Annotated in this window: 16 protein-coding genes; 6 read left to right on the forward strand and 10 right to left on the reverse strand. The window is 72.6% G+C overall.

Annotated features, from left to right (window positions below; genetic code table 11):
- Window positions 1–251 precede the first annotated feature (251 nt).
- The 7 genes from A6Q79_RS07650 to uppS form a co-directional block, all read right to left on the reverse strand.
- Window positions 252–1,598 carry a DUF2079 domain-containing protein gene (locus A6Q79_RS07650; protein WP_286690865.1) on the reverse strand — a complete coding sequence of 449 codons (1,347 nt, stop codon included), beginning with the start codon at window positions 1,596–1,598 and terminating at the stop codon, window positions 252–254.
- Window positions 1,595–2,806 (reverse strand): ABC transporter ATP-binding protein, encoded by a 1,212-nt coding sequence (locus A6Q79_RS07655; protein WP_286690864.1) that lies wholly within the window; start codon window positions 2,804–2,806, stop codon window positions 1,595–1,597. Before A6Q79_RS07655 ends, A6Q79_RS07650 begins: the two co-directional genes overlap by 4 nt.
- Window positions 2,803–3,771 (reverse strand): ABC transporter permease subunit, encoded by a 969-nt coding sequence (locus tag A6Q79_RS07660; protein ID WP_286690863.1) that lies wholly within the window; start codon window positions 3,769–3,771, stop codon window positions 2,803–2,805. Before A6Q79_RS07660 ends, A6Q79_RS07655 begins: the two co-directional genes overlap by 4 nt.
- A complete protein-coding gene (locus tag A6Q79_RS07665) occupies window positions 3,768–4,457 on the reverse strand; it encodes an ABC transporter permease subunit (RefSeq protein WP_317697535.1) in 690 nt (229 codons plus the stop codon). The genes A6Q79_RS07660 and A6Q79_RS07665 overlap by 4 nt, the downstream gene beginning before the upstream one ends.
- Before the next feature lie 135 nt (window positions 4,458–4,592).
- Window positions 4,593–5,831, reverse strand: a complete 1,239-nt coding sequence (locus A6Q79_RS07670) for an extracellular solute-binding protein (protein WP_286690861.1) — start codon at window positions 5,829–5,831, stop codon at window positions 4,593–4,595.
- An 85-nt stretch (window positions 5,832–5,916) separates the two neighbouring features.
- Window positions 5,917–7,266, reverse strand: coding sequence for a PhoH family protein (locus tag A6Q79_RS07675; protein WP_067859375.1), 1,350 nt, complete (start codon window positions 7,264–7,266; stop codon window positions 5,917–5,919).
- 936 nt (window positions 7,267–8,202) lie between these two features.
- Complete coding sequence (gene uppS, locus A6Q79_RS07680; RefSeq protein WP_286690886.1) at window positions 8,203–8,967, reverse strand: polyprenyl diphosphate synthase; 765 nt, start codon at window positions 8,965–8,967, stop codon at window positions 8,203–8,205.
- A gap of 53 nt (window positions 8,968–9,020) precedes the next feature.
- Here uppS and A6Q79_RS07685 point away from each other — a divergent pair, with 53 nt between their 5' ends.
- A complete protein-coding gene (locus tag A6Q79_RS07685; RefSeq protein ID WP_286690887.1) occupies window positions 9,021–9,722 on the forward strand; it encodes a hemolysin III family protein in 702 nt (233 codons plus the stop codon).
- Window positions 9,723–9,802: 80 nt separating this feature from the next.
- Window positions 9,803–12,286, forward strand: coding sequence for a DEAD/DEAH box helicase (locus tag A6Q79_RS07690; protein WP_286690896.1), 2,484 nt, complete (start codon window positions 9,803–9,805; stop codon window positions 12,284–12,286).
- A gap of 285 nt (window positions 12,287–12,571) precedes the next feature.
- Here the strand turns inward: A6Q79_RS07690 and A6Q79_RS07695 are convergent, their stop codons facing one another.
- Window positions 12,572–14,590, reverse strand: coding sequence for a thioredoxin domain-containing protein (locus A6Q79_RS07695; protein WP_286690888.1), 2,019 nt, complete (start codon window positions 14,588–14,590; stop codon window positions 12,572–12,574).
- 174 nt (window positions 14,591–14,764) lie between these two features.
- Between A6Q79_RS07695 and A6Q79_RS07700 the strand changes: the two genes are divergently transcribed.
- The gene (locus tag A6Q79_RS07700) at window positions 14,765–15,205 is read left to right on the forward strand and encodes a hypothetical protein (RefSeq protein ID WP_286690889.1); all 441 of its coding nucleotides are present in this window, start codon (window positions 14,765–14,767) and stop codon (window positions 15,203–15,205) included.
- Here A6Q79_RS07700 and A6Q79_RS07705 read toward each other — a convergent pair.
- Window positions 15,192–15,440: a hypothetical protein gene (locus A6Q79_RS07705; protein ID WP_286690890.1), complete on the reverse strand. Its 249-nt coding sequence runs from the start codon at window positions 15,438–15,440 to the stop codon at window positions 15,192–15,194. The genes A6Q79_RS07700 and A6Q79_RS07705 overlap by 14 nt on opposite strands.
- A gap of 34 nt (window positions 15,441–15,474) precedes the next feature.
- A complete protein-coding gene (gene mca / locus A6Q79_RS07710) occupies window positions 15,475–16,347 on the reverse strand; it encodes a mycothiol conjugate amidase Mca (RefSeq protein WP_286690891.1) in 873 nt (290 codons plus the stop codon).
- Between the two features lie 104 nt (window positions 16,348–16,451).
- Between mca and A6Q79_RS07715 the strand changes: the two genes are divergently transcribed.
- The 3 genes from A6Q79_RS07715 (at window position 16,452) to A6Q79_RS07725 (ending at window position 18,266) form a co-directional block, all read left to right on the forward strand.
- Entirely contained in the window at window positions 16,452–16,829 is a 378-nt protein-coding gene (locus A6Q79_RS07715; RefSeq protein WP_286690892.1) for a DUF4307 domain-containing protein, read from the forward strand.
- 83 nt (window positions 16,830–16,912) lie between these two features.
- Window positions 16,913–17,413: a transcription elongation factor GreA gene (gene greA / locus A6Q79_RS07720; protein WP_067859396.1), complete on the forward strand. Its 501-nt coding sequence runs from the start codon at window positions 16,913–16,915 to the stop codon at window positions 17,411–17,413.
- 76 nt (window positions 17,414–17,489) lie between these two features.
- Window positions 17,490–18,266, forward strand: a complete 777-nt coding sequence (locus tag A6Q79_RS07725) for a TetR family transcriptional regulator (RefSeq protein ID WP_317697548.1) — start codon at window positions 17,490–17,492, stop codon at window positions 18,264–18,266.
- The last annotated feature ends 55 nt before the right edge of the window (window positions 18,267–18,321 follow it).

Genomic DNA, 18,321 nt, shown 5'->3' on the forward strand with positions numbered 1-18,321 from the left:
AGTAGTCAGGACGAGCTTGCGAAGTCCTGACGTATCGAGACCACCCGGCAACGGCTCAGCGCGACCCAACCCCCAGCGACAGCCCAGAGTGGTCTCGATACGCCCGGAGCACGCTCGTACCTCGCGGCTCCGCGCTATTCGACCAGCGGAACCCGCCGCTGGTCGAGTAGTCAGGACGAGCTTGCGAAGTCCTGACGTATCGAGGCCACCCGGCAACGGCTCAGCGCAGGCCAATCCCAGCGGCACCGCGTTCAGGCGCGGCGGGCGAGCTGGTAGCCGTCGGCGTCCCAGACGGTCACCCAGGTGCCGCCGAAGGTCTGCTCGGCCCAGGTGCGGGCGTCCGGGGGCGAGCCGACGCCGGCCCACTGGTCGAGCAGGACGTACTCCGGCTCGCCGTCGGGGAGCGGGGCGGTGCCGACCGTGCCGAGCCAGTAGACGTCGTGGTCCGTGGCGAGGTGCGTGATGACGCCGATGTCGGTCACGACCGACGCGCCGTCGGGCACCATGTCGACCACGCGCTGGGCGACCGCCGCGCGGTCGGGCACCTCGTACGTCTCCCCCCGGGTCAGCGCCCACAGCGGCGTCGACGGCAGCAGCGCGAGCGACACGACGAGCGCGGGCACCGCCGTCCACCGCACGGGCGGGTAGCGCCGCATGGTGTCGACGGCCGCGACGAACACGATCGGCATGAGCAGCAGCGAGTAGTGCCAGTCGGTGCCCCAGTAGTACGGGTTGTCGCCGACGAAGCGCCACGCGAACGTCGGCAGCACGAGCAGCACCCAGGGCGACCCGAGCGCCGCGAGACCGGTCACCGCGAGCGTCACCAGCACCGTGAGGGCCTTGCGACCCGGCTCGTCGAGCAGGGTCGCGACCACGCCGCGGTCGCCCCCGACGCTGGACGCGTAGTCGTAGACGCCGCCGGGGTTCACCGACGGCAGCACGACGAGCACGACGAGCGCCGCGCCCACCACGCCGGCCGCTGCGAGCAGCGTGCCACGACGACGCTCGCCGGCGAGCATGAGCACGAGCCCGATGACGAGCACCGTCGCGCCCATGTCCTCCTTGACGAGCAGGAGCGGCAGCGACCAGCCCACGACGGCGTTCCAGCGGCGGTCGAGGTACGCCGAGCCTGCCAGCGCGAGCAGCGGGGCGCCGAACGCGACCTCGTGGAAGTCCGACTGCACGGCCGCGGAGATGCCGAAGGAGATGCCGTAGGCGACGGCGAGCATCGCGCCCGCCCACGGACCGGCGTGCCGCACCGCCAGCCGGCTGACGACCAGCACCGACACCCCGATCAGCACGGCCTGCGCGACGAGCAGGGTCTGGGCCGACGGCCACAGCCGGTAGAACGGCGCCACGAGCGCCGTGATCGGCGAGAAGTGGTCGCCGAGGATGTTGAAGCCCGGGCCCTTGATGTCGACGATCGGCAGTCCGAGGTGCGCGTAGCCGCGGATCGCCTGCTCGAAGATCGCGTTGTCCCAGGAGGTGGGGTCGAAGCGGCGGAACCGCAGCAGCGACAGCGTCGTGTAGGCGGCCGTGCACAGCAGGGCCCAGAGGAACGGCAGGGACCGTGCGACGGTCCCGAGGCGCGCGCTCACGACCCGCGCAGGCGCGCGCCGGTCGCGACGTCGAACACCAGCACCTGCGAGCGCGGCACGGCCAGCCGGACCGTGTCGCCCGCCCGGCGGCGGTCGGCGGCCGGCAGCTCGGCGACGAAGAAGTTCTGGAAGAGGTCGAAGTCGAGCTCGTCCTCGACGTCCTCGAGCATGGCCTGGACGTCGTCGTCGAGGTCGTACCCGACGTAGACGAGCTGCGTGCCGCCGCGCCACTCGACGTCGTCGACCTCGCCGACGACCTCGACCTTGGTCTCGGCCTCGGCCTGGGCCGCGATCGCGCCGGCGGTCAGGGGGGCGTCGGTCGGGGCCGGGTCGGCAACGGGTGCCGCCTCCTCGCAGTGCTCGGGGCGCACCCCCACGACGACGTGGCTGCGATCGCCGAGGGCGTCCCGCGCCGCGGCGTCGAGCGGGATGGTCAGGACCGGCGTCACGAGACGGCCGTCCTCGACCGTGGCCGGCAGCAGGTTCATCGCGGGCTGCCCGAGGAAGGCGGCGACGAAGAGGTCGGCGGGGTCGGCGTAGACCTCGTCGGGCGTCCCCGTCTGGTGCACGACGCCGCGGTGCATGACGGCCACGCGGTCGGCGAGGGTGAGCGCCTCGTCGGGGCGCGACGTGGTGAACAGCGACGTCCGACCCTCGTCGCGCTGCCACTGCAGGGTGACCGACCGGACGTGCGTGCGGACCCGGTCGGCCTGCGCGCTGAACGGGTCGTCGAACAGGTAGCCCAGGGCGTCGCGCACGAGCCCACGGCCGATGGCGACGCGCTGACGCTGGGCCGGCTCGAGCTCGGCGGGCTTGGCGTCGAGGAGCGAGTCGAGGGCGAGGAAGGCGGCGACCTCGTCGATCCGTTCCGCGAGCGCCACCTTGTCGTGCCCGCGGCGCAGCCGGGTCGCGAAGGCCAGGTTGTCGTGGACGTCGAGGTGGGGGTGGAGCACGTAGTCCTGGAGCACGAGCGCGAGGTCACGGTCGCGGGGGCCTACCGCGTTCACGACGATGTCGTCGAGCAGCACGTCGCCCTCGGTCTGCTCCTCCAGGCCCACGAGCACGCGAAGCACGGCCGACTTGCCGGCGCCGGCCGGGCCGCAGAGCGCGGTCGTGCTGCCGTCGGGCACCACGAGGTCGAGCCCGTCGAGCAGCGGCGTGCCGTCGAGGGCGTCCAGGCGCACGCCCCTCAGCTCCATCGAGGTCATGGGTGGTCCCTTCCGATCAGGCGGCGGACGCGGCGGGGCGCGACCGCGAGGAGGACGATGACGGGCAGCAGCCACAGCAGCCCGACCGCCGCGGCCTGCGCGGGCGGCACCTGCCCGAGGAGCAGGGTGGCGGGCAGCGTGCGGGCGTCTGGCGTGGGTCCCAGGGCGGCGCCGAGCACCACGTCCTGGGCCGACAGCACCCACACGAGGGCGGCGACGACGAGCAGGTCGGGCAGCAGCACCGGCACGGCGAACGCGCGCAGCTCCTGCCGGCGGTCGGCGCCGTCGCTGCGGATCGAGTCGCGCAGCGACCACGGGGCGTCGCGCAGGACGGGGATGCTGAGGAAGACGGCCAGCGGGACGGCGACGAGAAGCAGGACCGGCGCGACCGCCCAGCGGGAGCCGAGCAGGCCGAGGGCGTCGGCCGTGTCCGACCACGGTCCGGCGAAGGCGACGAGCGGCAGCAGCAGGACCCCCACCACGACGACGGGGACGGCCCGACTCCCGCGCACCCGACGACGCGCCAGCGCGTAGGCCGCCGGGACGGCGACGAGCATCGCGACGACGGTGGCCGCGGTGGCGACGACGACGCTGGTGAGCGCGGCCTCGCGCACGTCGTCGCGCCGCAGCGCGTCGCCGAGGACGGACCAGCGCGGGCTCGACGGGAGCATCGACGTCGCCGCCGTGCCCGACGGGGTGAGGGCGACGGCTGCGGTCCACCACAAGGGCGCGACGGTGCCCACCACGGCCAGCTCGAGACCGAGCACCGCCCACAGCGACAGCCGACGGCGGGTGTCGGCGACGAGCACGCCGACGGCGCCCGTGCCCATGAGGACGGCCGCGACGGCGACCCAGAGCCAGCGGTCGGCGCCCGTGACGACGAGGACGCCGACGTTGGCGAGCACGAAGCCGACGACGAACGCGGTGCCGGCGGCCCACAGCCGGGAGCGGACGGTGGGGTTCACGCACGCCTCCCGGGTCGCAGGACGGCGACGAGGACGGCTGCGACCAGGCCCGTCAGCACCAGCAGCAGGACGCCGGAGGCTGCTCCGAGACCTCGCTCGAAGCTCTCGAAGGTCGTCTCCCACGTCAGCACGGGCACGGTGCGCACCCCGCCGGAGGGCGCCGCGAGCAGCGGACCCTCCAGCGCGCGGAGCGCGTCCGTCGCGCGGTAGAGGACGGCCACCGCCACGGCCGGCGCGGCGGCGGGCCACGTGACGCGCAGGAGCCGCTGCCACGAGGTGGCGCCGTCGGCCACGGCCGAGTCGATGAGCCGACGGTCGACGCGCGTGAGTCCGACGAGCAGGATCACTGCCGTCACACCCGTGCCGCGCCAGACCTCGGCCGCCACCACGGCGAACGCCGCCGCGGCGCTCGACCCGCCGTCGTAGCCGAACCAGGCGGGACCGACGCCCGAGGTGACGGCGTCGCGCCACACCGAGGCCGTCACGACGGGCAGCAGCGCGAACGGTGCGAGCAGCAGCACCGACACCACGGCCAGCGGCAGGCGCAGCCGACGGATGCTCGCGGCCACGACGGAGGCGAGCACGAGCTGCACGCCGACGGCCACGACGACGAGCAGCAGCGTCACCGACACGGCGAGCCACCAGGAGCGGTCGCCGAGCAGCCCGGTCAGGTTGTCGAGCCCCACGAACGTGTCGTCGCCGACGGTGCTCGACGAGCGCCGCAGGGAGGTCCAGAGCAGGAGGCTCCGCGGTCACGGCCGTCGACGTCTCGACCACGTCGGCCGGCTCCGGCTGCTGGGGCTGGACGGGCTGCTCGGTGCTCACGGCAGCCTCCCGGCGACGGCGTCGCGGACCGCCGCCTGGGAACGGCGCGGGGTGGCCGACCCGACCGAGGAGATCGGCGTCCACGTCTTCACGAGCGCCGCCCGCGCCTGCATCCAGTACGGGGTGGACGGCAGCGTGACCGCGGTGTCGACGGCCGGACGGGTGACGTCGGCGAGCGGATACCCGGCCTTCACGGCATCGAGGTCGTAGGTGCTCACACGCGCCGCGCTGTGCCCCGAGCCGGTCATGACCGAGGCGAGGAGGTCGTCGGAGGTCAGGCACGAGATCGCCTCGTACGACAGCGACGTGTCGGGCGCGAACAACGGCACGGCGAGCGCGACCCCCGTGCTGGGCGCGGCCGGCGTGCCGTCGACCTCGGGGAACGCCGCCCACTGCAGGTCGCTGGCCACGGGTGCGACGGCAGGGTCGGAGACGAACGAGCTGGGCGCGAGCACGAACCCCCCGCGGCGCGCGAGCCCCTCAGCGGCGTCGACCGACGGATCGGCGCCGAGACCGGACCGGCCCAGCCGGCTCACGATGCGGGCGGCCGTGCGGCCGGCCGCGGAGTCCAGACCCACCTCAGGACTGCGTCCGGCGCCCTTCAGCAGCGTGCCACCGGCGCCGGCGACGAGCGCGTCCACCCACGCCGCGAGGCCCTCGCCGTCGGGGTCGTCGACGAGCACCTGGCGACCGGTGCGCTCGGCACCCGTCAGCAGGTCGTCCCACGAGACCGGCTTGGTCGTGTCGAGCCCGGCCCGTTCGGCCGTGTTGCCCCGCCACCACAGCAGCCACGGGTCGAAGGTCCAGGGCGCGGCGACGACCAGCCCGTCGACCGTCACCGAGCGCAGCGCGGCCGGTGCGACGTCCTGCGCGAACGGGGTCTTGAGGTCCTCCGGGACGGGCGCGAGCACCTGCGCGGCCGCCATCTCCGCGCTCCACGCGGTGTCCATGCTGAACAGGTCGATCGAGTCGTCCTTCGCGAGCAGCCGGCGCATCAGCGTCGCGTGCCGCTCCTCGACGTCGTCGGGCAGCCGCTCGACCTCGATGCGGTAGTCGCCGCCGGAGCCCTCGCTGCAGGTCTGCGCGAGCGCGTCGACGTCGGCGCGCTCGGGGCCCACGTACCAGTGCAGCACGGGCACGTCGTCGACGGCGTCCTCGTCGGGTGAGCCGCCGCAGGCGGCCGCGAGCAGCATGGAGGCAGCGACGAACGCCGCGGACACGCCCCTCCTGGTCACGGGGTCACTCTGCCACAGCAGACCGCGTGCCGGACGTCGTTGCGACGTCCGGCACGCGGTGTCCGCATCCGCCTCCAGGAGGGCGTCAGATGCCGATGTCCTCCAGCATCTCGGTGACGAGCGCGGCGACAGGCGACCGCTCGGACCGGGTGAGGGTGACGTGCGCGAACAGCGGGTGGCCCTTGAGCTTCTCGACCACCGCGACGACGCCGTCGTGGCGTCCGACGCGCAGGTTGTCGCGCTGCGCGACGTCGTGGGTCAGGACCACCTTGGAGTTCGCGCCGATGCGCGAGAGCACCGTGAGGAGCACGTTGCGCTCCAGCGACTGCGCCTCGTCGACGATGACGTACGCGTCGTGCAGCGACCGACCCCGGATGTGGGTCAGCGGCAGGACCTCGAGCATCCCGCGGTCGAGAATCTCGTCGACGACGTGCGGCGACGCGACGGCGCCGAGGGTGTCGAACACGGCCTGCGCCCAGGGCCCCATCTTCTCGTCGGAGCTGCCCGGCAGGTAGCCGAGCTCCTGCCCGCCGACCGCATACAGCGGACGGAACACGACGACCTTCTTGTGCTGACGGCGCTCCATGACCGCCTCGAGGCCCGCGCAGATCGCGAGCGCCGACTTGCCGGTGCCGGCGCGGCCACCGAGCGACACGATCCCGACCTCGGGGTCGAGGAGCAGGTCGAGCGCGACGCGCTGCTCGGCCGAGCGGCCGTGCAGGCCGAACGCGTCGCGGTCGCCGCGGACCAGCTGCACCCGCTTGTCGGGCGTGATCCGGCCGAGCCCGCTGCCCTTGTCCGACAGCAGCACCAACCCCGTGTGGCACGGGAGGTCGCGCGCGGTCTCGTCGTCCAGGAGGGCGACGTCGAGGCTGCCCTCCTCGTACAGCGCGTCGAGGTCGGCGGAGTCGACCTCGAGCTCGCGCATGCCGGTCCAGCCGGACTCGAGGGCCAGCTCGGCGCGGTACTCCTCCGCCGACAGGCCGACCGCCGACGCCTTGACCCGCATCGGCAGGTCCTTGGAGACGAGCGTGACGTGGCGCCCCTCGTCGGCGAGGTTCTTCGCGACGGCGAGGATGCGCGTGTCGTTGTCGCCGAGGCGGAAGCCGGCGGGCAGGGCCTCGGGGTTGGTGTGGTTCAGCTCGACGCGGATCGTGCCGCCCTCCGTGCCGATGGGCAGGGGGACGTCGAGCATGCCGTGCTGGACGCGCAGGTCGTCGAGGAAGCGCAGTGCCGTGCGGGCGAAGTAGCCGAGCTCGGGGTGGTGGCGCTTGCCCTCGAGCTCGGTGATGACGACGACCGGGATGACGACCTCGTGCTCGTGGAAGCGATGCACCGCCCCTGGGTCGGCCAGCAGGACGCTGGTGTCGAGGACGTAGGTGCGGACCGCCTCGGCGGAGGTGGCGGCGGCGCTGACGGGCTGCTTGACAGTCATGTCTGACTCCCTGCGAAGAACCCGCGCGCCCCTGCGCCGGCCCTTCCCTACTCGGTGGGTGTGGGGCGGCTGGGCTCCGGGGCGAGCATCAACACCCTCGCAACGTACGTCCGCCCCCGTGCCCGGGCGCGGCGACACGCTGCGCGTCATGTAACGCCGAGATGAACTCTGCGCACCCACCACTCCGCGCATCCCGCCAGCGCGGGCCCAGCCCCCAGCGTCGGCGTGGAGTGGTCTCGATACGCCCGGACGGCGCCGACACGACCAGCGCAAGATTCCGCTGGTCGAGTAGCGGCCACGCGTGAGGAACGAGCGCCGCGGCCGCGTATCGAGACCACCCCGCAACGGCCCAGCGCGAACCAACCCCCCAGCGACAGCCCAGAGTGGTCTCGATACACCTCCCCTCGCTGGCGCTCGTGGAGGCACTCGACCAGCGGTGGCGTCCGCTGGTCGAGTAGTCCGAGCGAGCTTGCGAGGCTCGGACGTATCGAGACCACCCGGCAACAGCCCAGCGCGGGCCGACCCCCAGCGACGGCTGGGAGTGGTCTCGATACACCTCCACTCGCTGGCGCTCGTGGAGGCACTCGACCAGCGACACCCACCGCTGGTCGAGTAGCGGCGACGGCGAGCGCCAGCGAGCTCGTCGCTGCGTATCGAGACCACCCGGCAACAGCCCAGCGCGAACCAACCCCCAGCGACAGCCCAGAGTGGTCTCGATACACCTCCCCTCGCTGGCGCTCGTGGAGGCACTCGACCAGCGGTGGGGTCCGCTGGTCGAGTAGCGGCGACGGCGAGCGCCAGCGAGCACGTCGCTGCGTATCGAGACCACCCGGCAACAGCCCAGCGCGGACCAACCCCCAGCGCCCGCTTGGAGTGGTCTCGATACGCCGCCGCCAGCTCCTTCGTCGCGACGTCGACTACTCGACCAGCGACAGCTCAGGTGCCGAAGCGGCGCTCGCGGGCGGCGTAGGAGCGCATCGCGCGGAGGAGGTCGACGCGGCGGAAGGCGGGCCAGAGGACATCGGAGAAGTAGAACTCGCTGTGCACGCTCTGCCACAGCAGGAAGCCCGACAGCCGCTGCTCGCCCGACGTGCGGATGACGAGGTCGGGGTCGGGCTGGCCCTTCGTGTACAGGTGGTCGGCGATGTGGTCGACCTCGAGCGTCGCCGCGACCTCCTCCAGCGTGCGACCCTTGGCCGCCTCCGCGAGCAGGAGGGCACGCATGGCGTCGGTCAGCTCCTGCCGTCCGCCGTAGCCGACGCACACGTTGACGTGCATCAGGCCCTCGCCCGACGGCGACGCCGCGGCGGCGCGCTGCAGACGCGCGGAGGAGTCGGCGGGCAGCAGCTGGAGGTTGCCGATGAGCCGCACGTGCCAGCGTCCGTCCTCGGCGAGCCGTCCGACGAGGTCCTCGACCGCGTCGAGGATGCTCGCCAGCTCCGCCTCGGGGCGTTGCAGGTTGTCGGTCGACAGCACCCAGAACGTGACCGTCCCGACGCCCAGCTCGTGGCACCAGTCGAGGAACTCATCGACCTTCGCCGCACCCGCCCGGTAGCCCTGGTCGAGGCCCATGCGGGCGTCCTTCGCCCAGCGTCGGTTGCCGTCGACGATCGCGCCGACGTGGCGTGGCAGGCGATCGGGATCGAGGCGTCTGAGGAGCCGCCGCTCGTACGCACCGTAGGCGACCTGGCTCAGACCCATGGACCTCATCTCATCACATCGGATGCTCAGGCCGAGGGGCTACTCTTCCCCCTATGCCACGGACCGATCTCGAAGCCACGACCGACGAGGTGTCCGACCGCATCCGGGACAACCTGGAGGAGATCAAGCCGAGGCTGCGCGGCTGGCTCCACGCGGGGACCGCACCCCTCGCCTTCATCTCCTTCCTCGTGATGATGGTGATCGCCGACGACACGCTCGTGCGGGCCGGCGTCGCGATCTTCATGGTGAGCGCACTGCTGCTGTTCGGCTGCTCGGCGCTGTACCACACGCGCACCTGGTCCGACGAGGCTCGCATCGTGTGGAAGCGCATCGACCACGCGAACATCTTCCTGCTCATCGCCGGCTCGTACACACCGTTCAGCCTGCTGCTGCTCAACACGGAGCAGGCCGTGATCATGCTGTCGCTCGTGTGGGGCGGGGCGCTGCTCGGCGTCGCGTTCCGCGTGTTCTGGGTGGGCGCGCCGCGCTGGATCTATGTGCCGCTGTACGTGCTGCTCGGCTGGGCCGCGGTGCTGTACTGGGGTGAGTTCGTCGACCAGGCCTCGACCGCGGTGCTGGTCCTCATGATCGTCGGCGGCGGTCTGTACACGCTGGGCGCGCTGGTCTACGGCTTCAAGTGGCCCGACCCGTTCCCGCGCTGGTACGGCTTCCACGAGGTGTTCCACACGCTCACGATCGCCGCGTTCATCGTGCACTACATCGGCGTGAGCCTGCTCGCCTACCAGCAGCGGTGAGCCCCGCGCTCCACGTCCCGGACGCCGCCACCCCCGACGACGTGTTCGACGCCGTCGAGGCGTGGGTCGACTCGCGCGGGATGAGCATGTACCCGGCGCAGGAGGAAGCGGTCCTCGAGCTGCTGTCGGGCTCGAACGTCGTGCTCGCCACGCCGACGGGCTCCGGCAAGAGCCTGGTGGCGACGGCGGCGATCGCGGGCGCCCTCGCCCGTGGCGAGTGCGCCGTGTACACGGCTCCGATCAAGGCGCTGGTGAGCGAGAAGTTCTTCGACCTCTGCGAGGTGTTCGGCGCCGACGACGTCGGCATGCTCACGGGCGACGCCTCCGTCAACGCCGATGCGCCCGTGGTCGTGGCGACGGCGGAGGTGCTGGCGAACCTGGCGCTGCGCGAGGGTGCCGCCGCCGACGTCGGCTTGGTGGTGATGGACGAGTTCCACTTCTACGCCGACCCCGACCGCGGATGGGCCTGGCAGGTGCCGCTCGTGGAGCTGCCGCGGGCGCAGGCGCTGCTGATGTCGGCGACGCTCGGCGACACCACCGCGTTGCGCGAGGACCTCACCCGCCGCACCGGTCGCGACACCGCGCTCGTGGCGTCGTCAGAACGGCCCGTCCCCCTGGTGAACGAGTACGTGGTCTCGCCGGTGCAGGACGTCGTGACCGAGCTCGTGCAGACCGGACAGGCGCCCGTCTACATCGTGCACTTCACGCAGGCGTCGGCGCTGGAGCGTGCGCAGGCGCTCAGCAGCGTCGCCCTCGCGACGCGGGCGGAGCGCGACGAGATCGCCGAGGCGATCGGCAGCTTCCGCTTCACGTCGGCGTTCGGGAAGACCCTGTCGCGCCTGGTGCGCATGGGTATCGGCGTGCACCACGCGGGCATGCTGCCGCGCTACCGACGCCTGGTGGAGCGGCTCGCGCAGCAGGGTCTGCTCAAGGTCGTGTGCGGCACGGACACGCTCGGCGTCGGCATCAACGTGCCGATCCGCACGGTGCTGTTCAGCGGGCTGACGAAGTACGACGGTCGACGCCAGCGGCAGCTGCAGGTGCGGGAGTTCGCGCAGATCGCGGGCCGGGCCGGGCGCGCCGGGTACGACACCGTCGGCCACGTGGTGGTGCTCGCGCCCGAGCACGACATCGAGAACGCGAAGGCCATCGCGAAGGCCGGCGACGACCCGAAGAAGCTGCGCAAGGTGCAGCGCAAGAAGGCGCCCGAGGGGCACGTGTCGTGGAACGAGGCCACGTTCGACAAGCTCGTGAACGGCACGCCCGAGCCCCTCGTCCCACGCATGCAGATCACCCACGCGATGGTGCTCGACGTCGTGCAGCGTCCGGGCGACGCGGTCGCTGCGCTCGACCACCTCATCGAGGAGAGCGTGGTGCGCCCCGACGAGGTCGAGCGGCTGCAGGGTCGGGTGCGCGAGATCGTGGAGGCGCTGGTGGCCGGCGGGGTCGTCGAGCGGATCGGCGGGGGTGCCGGGCCCGGGGCGGCAGAAGGCACCGACGCTCCGGACGACCAGGGACGCACGCTGCGCCTCACCGTCGACCTGCAGCGCGACTTCGCGCTCAACCAGCCCCTCTCGCCGTTCGCGGTGGCCACGCTCGAGCTGCTCGACGTCGAGTCGCCCGAGTACGCGCTCGACGTGGTGTCGGTCATCGAGGCGACGTTGGAGGACCCGCGCCCGATCATCGCCGCCCAGGTGCACCGGGCGCGGGGCGAGGCCGTGGCGCAGATGAAGGCCGACGGCGTCGAGTACGACGAACGGATGGAGCTGCTCGAGGAGGTCGAGCACCCGAAGCCGCTGCAGGACCTGCTGGAGGCGGCGTACGAGACCTACCGCCAGGGTCACCCGTGGGTGGCCGACCACCCGCTGCGACCGAAGTCGGTCGTGCGCGAGATGGCCGAGCGCGCCATGACGTTCTCCGAGTTGGTGTCCGACTACGGTCTCGCGCGGTCGGAGGGCATGGTGCTGCGCTACCTGTCCGACGCGTACAAGGCGCTCGAGCGGACGGTCCCCGCGGCGGCGCGCACGGAGGAGCTGACCGACCTGACGGCCTGGCTCGGCGAGCTGGTGCGCCAGACCGACTCGAGCCTGCTCGACGAGTGGGAGGCGTTGGTGAACCCCGCCGACCCCGAGAGCCTCGACCGCGCGCACGCGGTGGCCGACGGCGAGCAGACGATCCGTCCTGTCACGGCGAACGAGCGCGCGTTCCGGGTGCTGGTGCGCAACGCGCTGTTCCGGAGGGTGGAGCTCGCGGCGCTCGGCCGCTGGGACGCGCTCGGCGACCTCGATGGCGAGGCCGGGTGGGACGCCGACGCGTGGCGCGAGGCGCTCACCGCCTACCGGGCCGAGTACGACCACCTCGGCACCGGGCCCGAGGCGCGGGGCCCGAAGCTCCTCGACATCACCGTCGCGCACGGGCCGGACGGACGGCGCTGGCGGGTGCGGCAGACGTTCGACGACCCCGAGGGTCACCGCGACTGGGGCATCTCCGCTGAGGTCGACCTCGACGCCAGCGACGCGGCCGGCGAGGCCGTCGTGACCGTCACCGACGTGGGCCCCGCCTGATCGTCCGTCAGCGGGCACCGTCGGCGACGCTCGGCAGGGCGTCGCCGACGGCCCCGTGCCCGTGCCACTCCCCTGGAGCACCTCAACACCGAGGTTCGAGGCACAGGTCCGACGCCGGGCCCCTCGGGGGTGGGGCAGGCCGACGCCGGAGCTCAAGGACGCGGCGTGGCCCGTGCGGGCCGCGCTACGTATCCGTCTCGTGCCTCGACCGTACGGGTGGGCGCCGACCACCGGTAGCGTCGTTCACGGAACCTGAAGAAGGGTTGACGCGGACCGCCGCAGCCACTACGGCAGCAGCGCCGCCGGGTCGGTGACGGGCAGCGCGCACACGTGGTCGCGGCACACGTAGGCGGTGGCCCGACCGTCGACCGCGACCCTCTCCGCGAGCAGCGGCACGGCAGGCGTCGCCGTCTCCGCGGCCACGACCACGGCCGGCGACGTGCGCAGCAGCGCGGCCCGGTGCACGACCTCGCGCTCCCCGGCGTCGGGTCCGACCACGGCGATCTCGTCCGGGCCCGCCAGCAGGGCCTCTGCCGCGGCCAGCGTCCAGCCCGCGAACCGGGGCACCTTCGCCCCCAGCTGCGCCGCAGCGCGCACCGCGCGCTCGGCGGCCTCGCGGTAACGCGGCTCGCCCGTGACGGCGGCCAGCGCGACGAAGGCATGCGCCGCGGCCGACGTGCCGGACGGGTAGGCGTTGTCGGAGGCGTCCTGCGGCCGCACGACGAGGTCGGAGGCGTCGTCGGCGGTGTCGAAGAAGCCGCCGTCGGGGGCGTCGAAGTGGTCGAGCACGCGGTCGAGCACGACCTGCGCCCGCTCCAGCCAGACCGCGTCGCCCGTGACACCCAGAGTCGCCACGAACGCCTCCGCGACGGTCGCGTGGTCCTCGAGGACCCCGGCGTGCTCACCGGCGACCCCGTCGCGCGACGCGCGCAGGACGTGCCCGCCGTCGCGCAGGTGCACGTCGGCCAGCAGGGTCGCGGCCCGCACGGCTGCCTCGGTGTACCGCTCGTCCTCCAGCAGCACGCCCGCCTCGGCGAGGGCGATCACGGCCAGGCCGTTCCACGCGGCCACGACCTTGTCGTCGCGCGCCGGTCGGGTCCGCTGGGAGCGCGCGTCGAGCAGCCGCGCCCGGATCGTCGTCCACCGGTCCGGGTCGTCGGGGTCCTCCAGCAGCTGCAGGGTCGAGAAGCCGCGCTCGAACGTCCCCGCGCCCGTGACGCCGAGGAGCCGCGCCGTCCAGGCGCCGTCGGAGGCGCCGAGCAGCCGCATCAGCTGGTTCGGGTTCCAGGCGTAGTACGCGCCCTCGTGGACCGCGCCGCTCGGGTCGGCGCTGTCGGCGTCGAGCGCAGAGGCGAAGCCGCCCTCGGGCGTGCCCAGCTCGGCGAGCAGGAAGTCGGCGGTCTCGGCGGCCACCCGCCGCGCGAACGCCTGACGTCGCTCGTCGCCGGAGGCCAGCTCGGCGCGCCACCAGTGGAGGTAGACCCGCAGCAGCTGAGCGTTGTCGTAGAGCATCTTCTCGAAGTGCGGCACCTGCCAGTACCGGTCGACGCCGTAGCGGGCGAACCCGCCGCCGAGCTGGTCGTAGGTGCCGCTGCGCGCCATCGCCTCGCACGTCGTGCGCACCATCTCCAGCGAGCGCTCGGTGCCCGTGCGCGACCAGTGGCGCAGGCACGCCTCCAGCACCATCGACGGCGGGAACTTGGGGCTGCCGGCGTAGCCGCCTGCCTCGTCGTCGTGCTGGCTCGACAGCACCGCCTGCGCGGCGTCGAGCGCCTCGGCGTCCAGGGCGGAGCCACCCGCGTCGACGGTCTCACGCAGGTGCGCGAGCACGTCGGCACCCACCTGCATCACCTCGTCGCGACGGTTCTCCCACGCGTCGGCCAGGGCCTGCAGCACCTGCGTGAACGCCGGGTGCCCCTGGCGCGGCTCCGGCGGGAAGTAGGTGCCGGCGAAGAACGGCTCGCCCGACGGCGCCAGCACGACGGTCATGGGCCAGCCACCCTGACCGGTCATGGCCTGCGTCGCCCGCATGTAGACCGCGTCGACGTCGGGCCGCTCCTCCCGGTCGACCTTCACGTTCACGAAGTGGTCGTTCATGAACTGCGCCGTCGCCGGGTCCTCGAACGACTCGTGCGCCATCACGTGGCACCAGTGGCACGCGGCGTAGCCGACGCTCAGCAGGATCGGGCGGTCGAGCGACGCGGCGAGCGCGAGCGCCTCCTCCCCCCACTCCCACCAGTCGACGGGGTTGTCGGCGTGCTGCAGCAGGTACGGGCTGGTCGCGGCGCTGAGTCGGTTCGGCACACGTCAACCCTGCCAGGCACGCGCCCACCTCGCGCGCGACGCGGGTGAGGGGCGGCGACGCGGGAGGGTCGAGGATGCTGCGTTTGCTACGGGATCCCATCACCAACGCAGAAGCGTTCGATCTCCAGCGCCGTGAGCGGTCGATGATCCGCGTCGTCCCGGTACGGTTCGGCCATGACACCCACCCAGGTCTGGACGACGGCCGCGGTCACGGCGGCGGCGTCCGTGGCCCTCGGAGGCATCGTGCTGCCCGTGGCGTTCTTCTTCGCCTACGCCTTCCGGGACACCGTCGAAGTCGAGCAGCACGCTGTCTTCCTCGCCGGCGTGCTCGTGGCGGCGGGCGTCACGACCGGGATCGCGTGGGTCGTGGCAGCAGCCGCGACCGGGCAGCCTCGCGCTGCGGGGGTCGTGGTGGGTGCCGCGACCGCGGCCACCTACGCCACCGCTCTGGCCGTCGGCACGGTCGTCAGCTTCGCGAACGAGGACCAAGGGTCGGTGACGGCCGACCAGTCGAGCCTGCCGTTCGTGGCCCTGATCGGGCTGTGCCTCGTCGTCATCGCCGCCGGCGCACGCGCTCTCGCGCGCGCCGGTCGGCCGCGCGTCAGTCGCGGCTGACCGGGCCGTCGTCGGCTGACGTGCGGGTGGAGGTCGTCGACGTCGCGTCGTCGGCGTCGCCCTCCCAGGGCTGGGCCGCACGCTTGGTGTGCTTCGCGAACGACTTGGCCAGGAAGAACACGGCCACGGCGAGCAGGGCGACGATCCCGAGGGCGAGCCAGCCGGGACGCACGATGTTCGGGTCGAGACCACGCGGCCGCTCGGCCGTCACCAGGTACGTCACGAGCTCGTTCATGCCGCCATCCTACGGGGCAGCGGCGCCGGGGAGGTCAGCGCAGTCCGGCGAAGAGGTCGTCCTCGGGCACCGTCGTCTCGACCTTGGAGTCGACGAGCTGGTAGTCCTCCGTGGGCCACGCCTCGGCCTGCACCTCGTTGGGGACGGAGAAGAACCAGCCGTCCGGGTCGATCTGCGTGGCGTGCGCGAGCAGGGCGGCGTCGCGCACCGGGAAGTACTCGGCGCACTCGACCCGCGTGGTGAGCCGGGCCTCGTCCTCGGGCTTGCGCTCCCAGTCCTTCATCCGCTCGGCGTACGGGTTCTCCAGGCCGTGCCGCTCGAGCGCCTCGGAGATGGCCGTGAGCTTCTGCCAGTTCCAGCCGAGGTGGTAGTACAGCTTGCTGACCTGCCAGGCCTCGCCGAGCTCGGGGTGCCACGTCGGGTCGGCCGCCTTCTCGTAGGCGAACACGCTGATCTCGTGGCACTTGATGTGGTCGGGGTGGGGGTAGCCGCCGTTCTCGTCGTACGTCGTGAGCACGTGCGGGCGGAACGAGCGGACCAGGCGCACCAGCGGGACCGCCGCCTCCTCGACCGGGACCAGGCCGAAGCAGCCCTCCGGCAGCGGCGGCTTCGGGTCGCCCTCGGGCCACCCCGAGTCGACGAAGCCGAGCCAGTCCTGCTTCACGCCGAGGATCTCGCGGGCGCGGTCCATCTCCTCGCGGCGGATCTCCGTGATGAGCTCGGGGTTGTCCTCGATGCCCGGGTGCTTGAACTGCGGGTTCAAGATGCTGCCGCGCTCGCCACCCGTGCAGGTGACGACGTGCACGTCGATCCCTTCGGCGACGTAGCGGGCGGTCGACGCCGCACCCTTGCTCGACTCGTCGTCGGGGTGCGCGTGCACGTGCATGAGGCGCAGCTTCTCGGTCACCCGGCCAGTCTTCCATCGGACGGAGCACGATGCGGCGCGGGGCCCGTCGTTCGAGCGACGACGGCGGCACCCGACGCCGTGGGGGCGCCTGGAACAATCGAGGGGTGAGCACCCTCGACGCACGCTACGGCCGACGCACCCGCGGCCGCTGGCTGTGGCCCACGGTCGCGGCCGTCGGTGTGCTCATCGGCGTCGCGTGGGCGGCGTGGGTCGCACTCGACACCGACCCCGTCTCCGGCGAGATCCACGGGTACACGGTCGAGTCGCCCACCCGGGTGGTGGCCACGCTCGACGTGCGTCGGCCCGACCCCGTCGCCGCTCGCTGCACGCTCTACGCCCAGGCGCTCGACCACTCCGTCGTCGGCGAGCGGACCGTCGACGTCCCCGCGGGCCGCCGCGAGCGCACCCGGGTGACGGTGCCGATCACCACCGAGCGCGAGGCGGTCACCGCCGTCGTGAGGACGTGCCAAGTCCTGGACTGACTGCTAGGGTGGTCGTTCAACCCCGGGCTCGACGCCTGGGGTTCCGCTTGTTTTCACCTGCATGTCGGCCAGGAGGTTGCATCATGTCGCAGTCCAGCACCGAGACCATCTGGGTCACCCAGGAGGCGTACGACCGGTTGAAGGGCGAGCTGGCGAACCTCAAGGAGGTCGTCATGCCCGACATCACCGAGAAGATCGCGGCCGCACGCGACGAGGGCGACCTCAAGGAGAACGGCGGCTACCACGCCGCCCGCGAGGAGCAGGGCAAGGCCAACGCCCGCATCCAGCAGCTCGAGGACATGCTGCGTCGCGCCGAGGTCGGCGAGAAGCCGGCCGACGACGGCATCGTCGAGGCCGGCATGGTCGTGGGTGTCACCTTCGCCGGTGACGACGAGGTCGAGCGCTTCCTGCTCGGCTCGCGCGAGCTGCTCAGCCTCGACTCCGCCGTCGACCTCGACGTCTACTCCCCCACCTCGCCGCTCGGCGCCGCCATCCTCGGCAAGAAGGTGGGCGACGACGCCTCCTACGAGGCGCCCAACGGCAAGACGCTGACGGTCTCGATCGTCGAGGCCAAGCCGTTCTGAGCACCTGGCCGAAGGCCGGCTCCCGTCGTGGAGCCGGCCTTTCGTCATGCTCCGCGACGGGGGTAGGTTGCGGAGCATGAGCGTCGATGCGGCGAAGCGGGGCTACACCTCGCCCCTGCGCGCGCAGCGGGCGGCCGAGACCCGACGTCGGGTGATCGAGGCTGCCGCGGCCGGCTTCGCCGAGCGGGGCTTCGTGGGCACGACCCTGGCGAGCATCGCGGCCCAGGCCGGGGTGTCGGTCGACTCCGTCGTGTCGGTCGGCAGCAAGGCCTACCTGCTGCTGGAGGCGTTCCGCACCCGCTATGCCGGCACGGGCGACTGGGAGTCGCTGCTCGACGCGTCGACCGCCCAGGAGATCCTGGCCATGACCGACCGCGACGAGGGCCTGGAGGCGATGATCGCCTTCCTCGCCGACGGGCACGCCCGCTCGGCCGACCTCTGGACCGCCCTGCGCGCGACGGCGCAGTTCGAGCCGGTCGTGGCCGAGGGGCTCGCCGAGCTCGTGCGCCTGAAGGGTGAGTCCTTCGAGGTCACGACCCGGTGGATGCTCGACCTCGGGATCCTCGAGCCCGTCGACGAGGCCGACGTGTGGGCGCTGACGGTGCAGATCAACCTGGTGTCGGCCGCGCGCCTGGCTGCGCCGCACCCTGCCCGTCGTGCGTCCCTGACCACTCGGGCCCGACGACCAGCCCCGGCGACGGGGCTCAGACGAGCAAGAGTACTGCTACCGCAGCCACGACTACACCTCGGCTGCGTCGCAGCTCAGGGTCGGGAACCAAGGCACGCACAAGGGACGGAGCTGCGTGTGGATCACGAAGGCAGAGATCGCCCAGGTTGTGCGGGTTCTCGATGAGGTAGTCGAGGAGCGTCATCATCGACCAGCTCGCTGGGTCCAGGTGGACCAGAGG

Source organism: Aeromicrobium sp. REDSEA-S32_B7, assembly GCF_001626145.1.
Taxonomy (GTDB): domain Bacteria; phylum Actinomycetota; class Actinomycetes; order Propionibacteriales; family Nocardioidaceae; genus Aeromicrobium; species Aeromicrobium erythreum.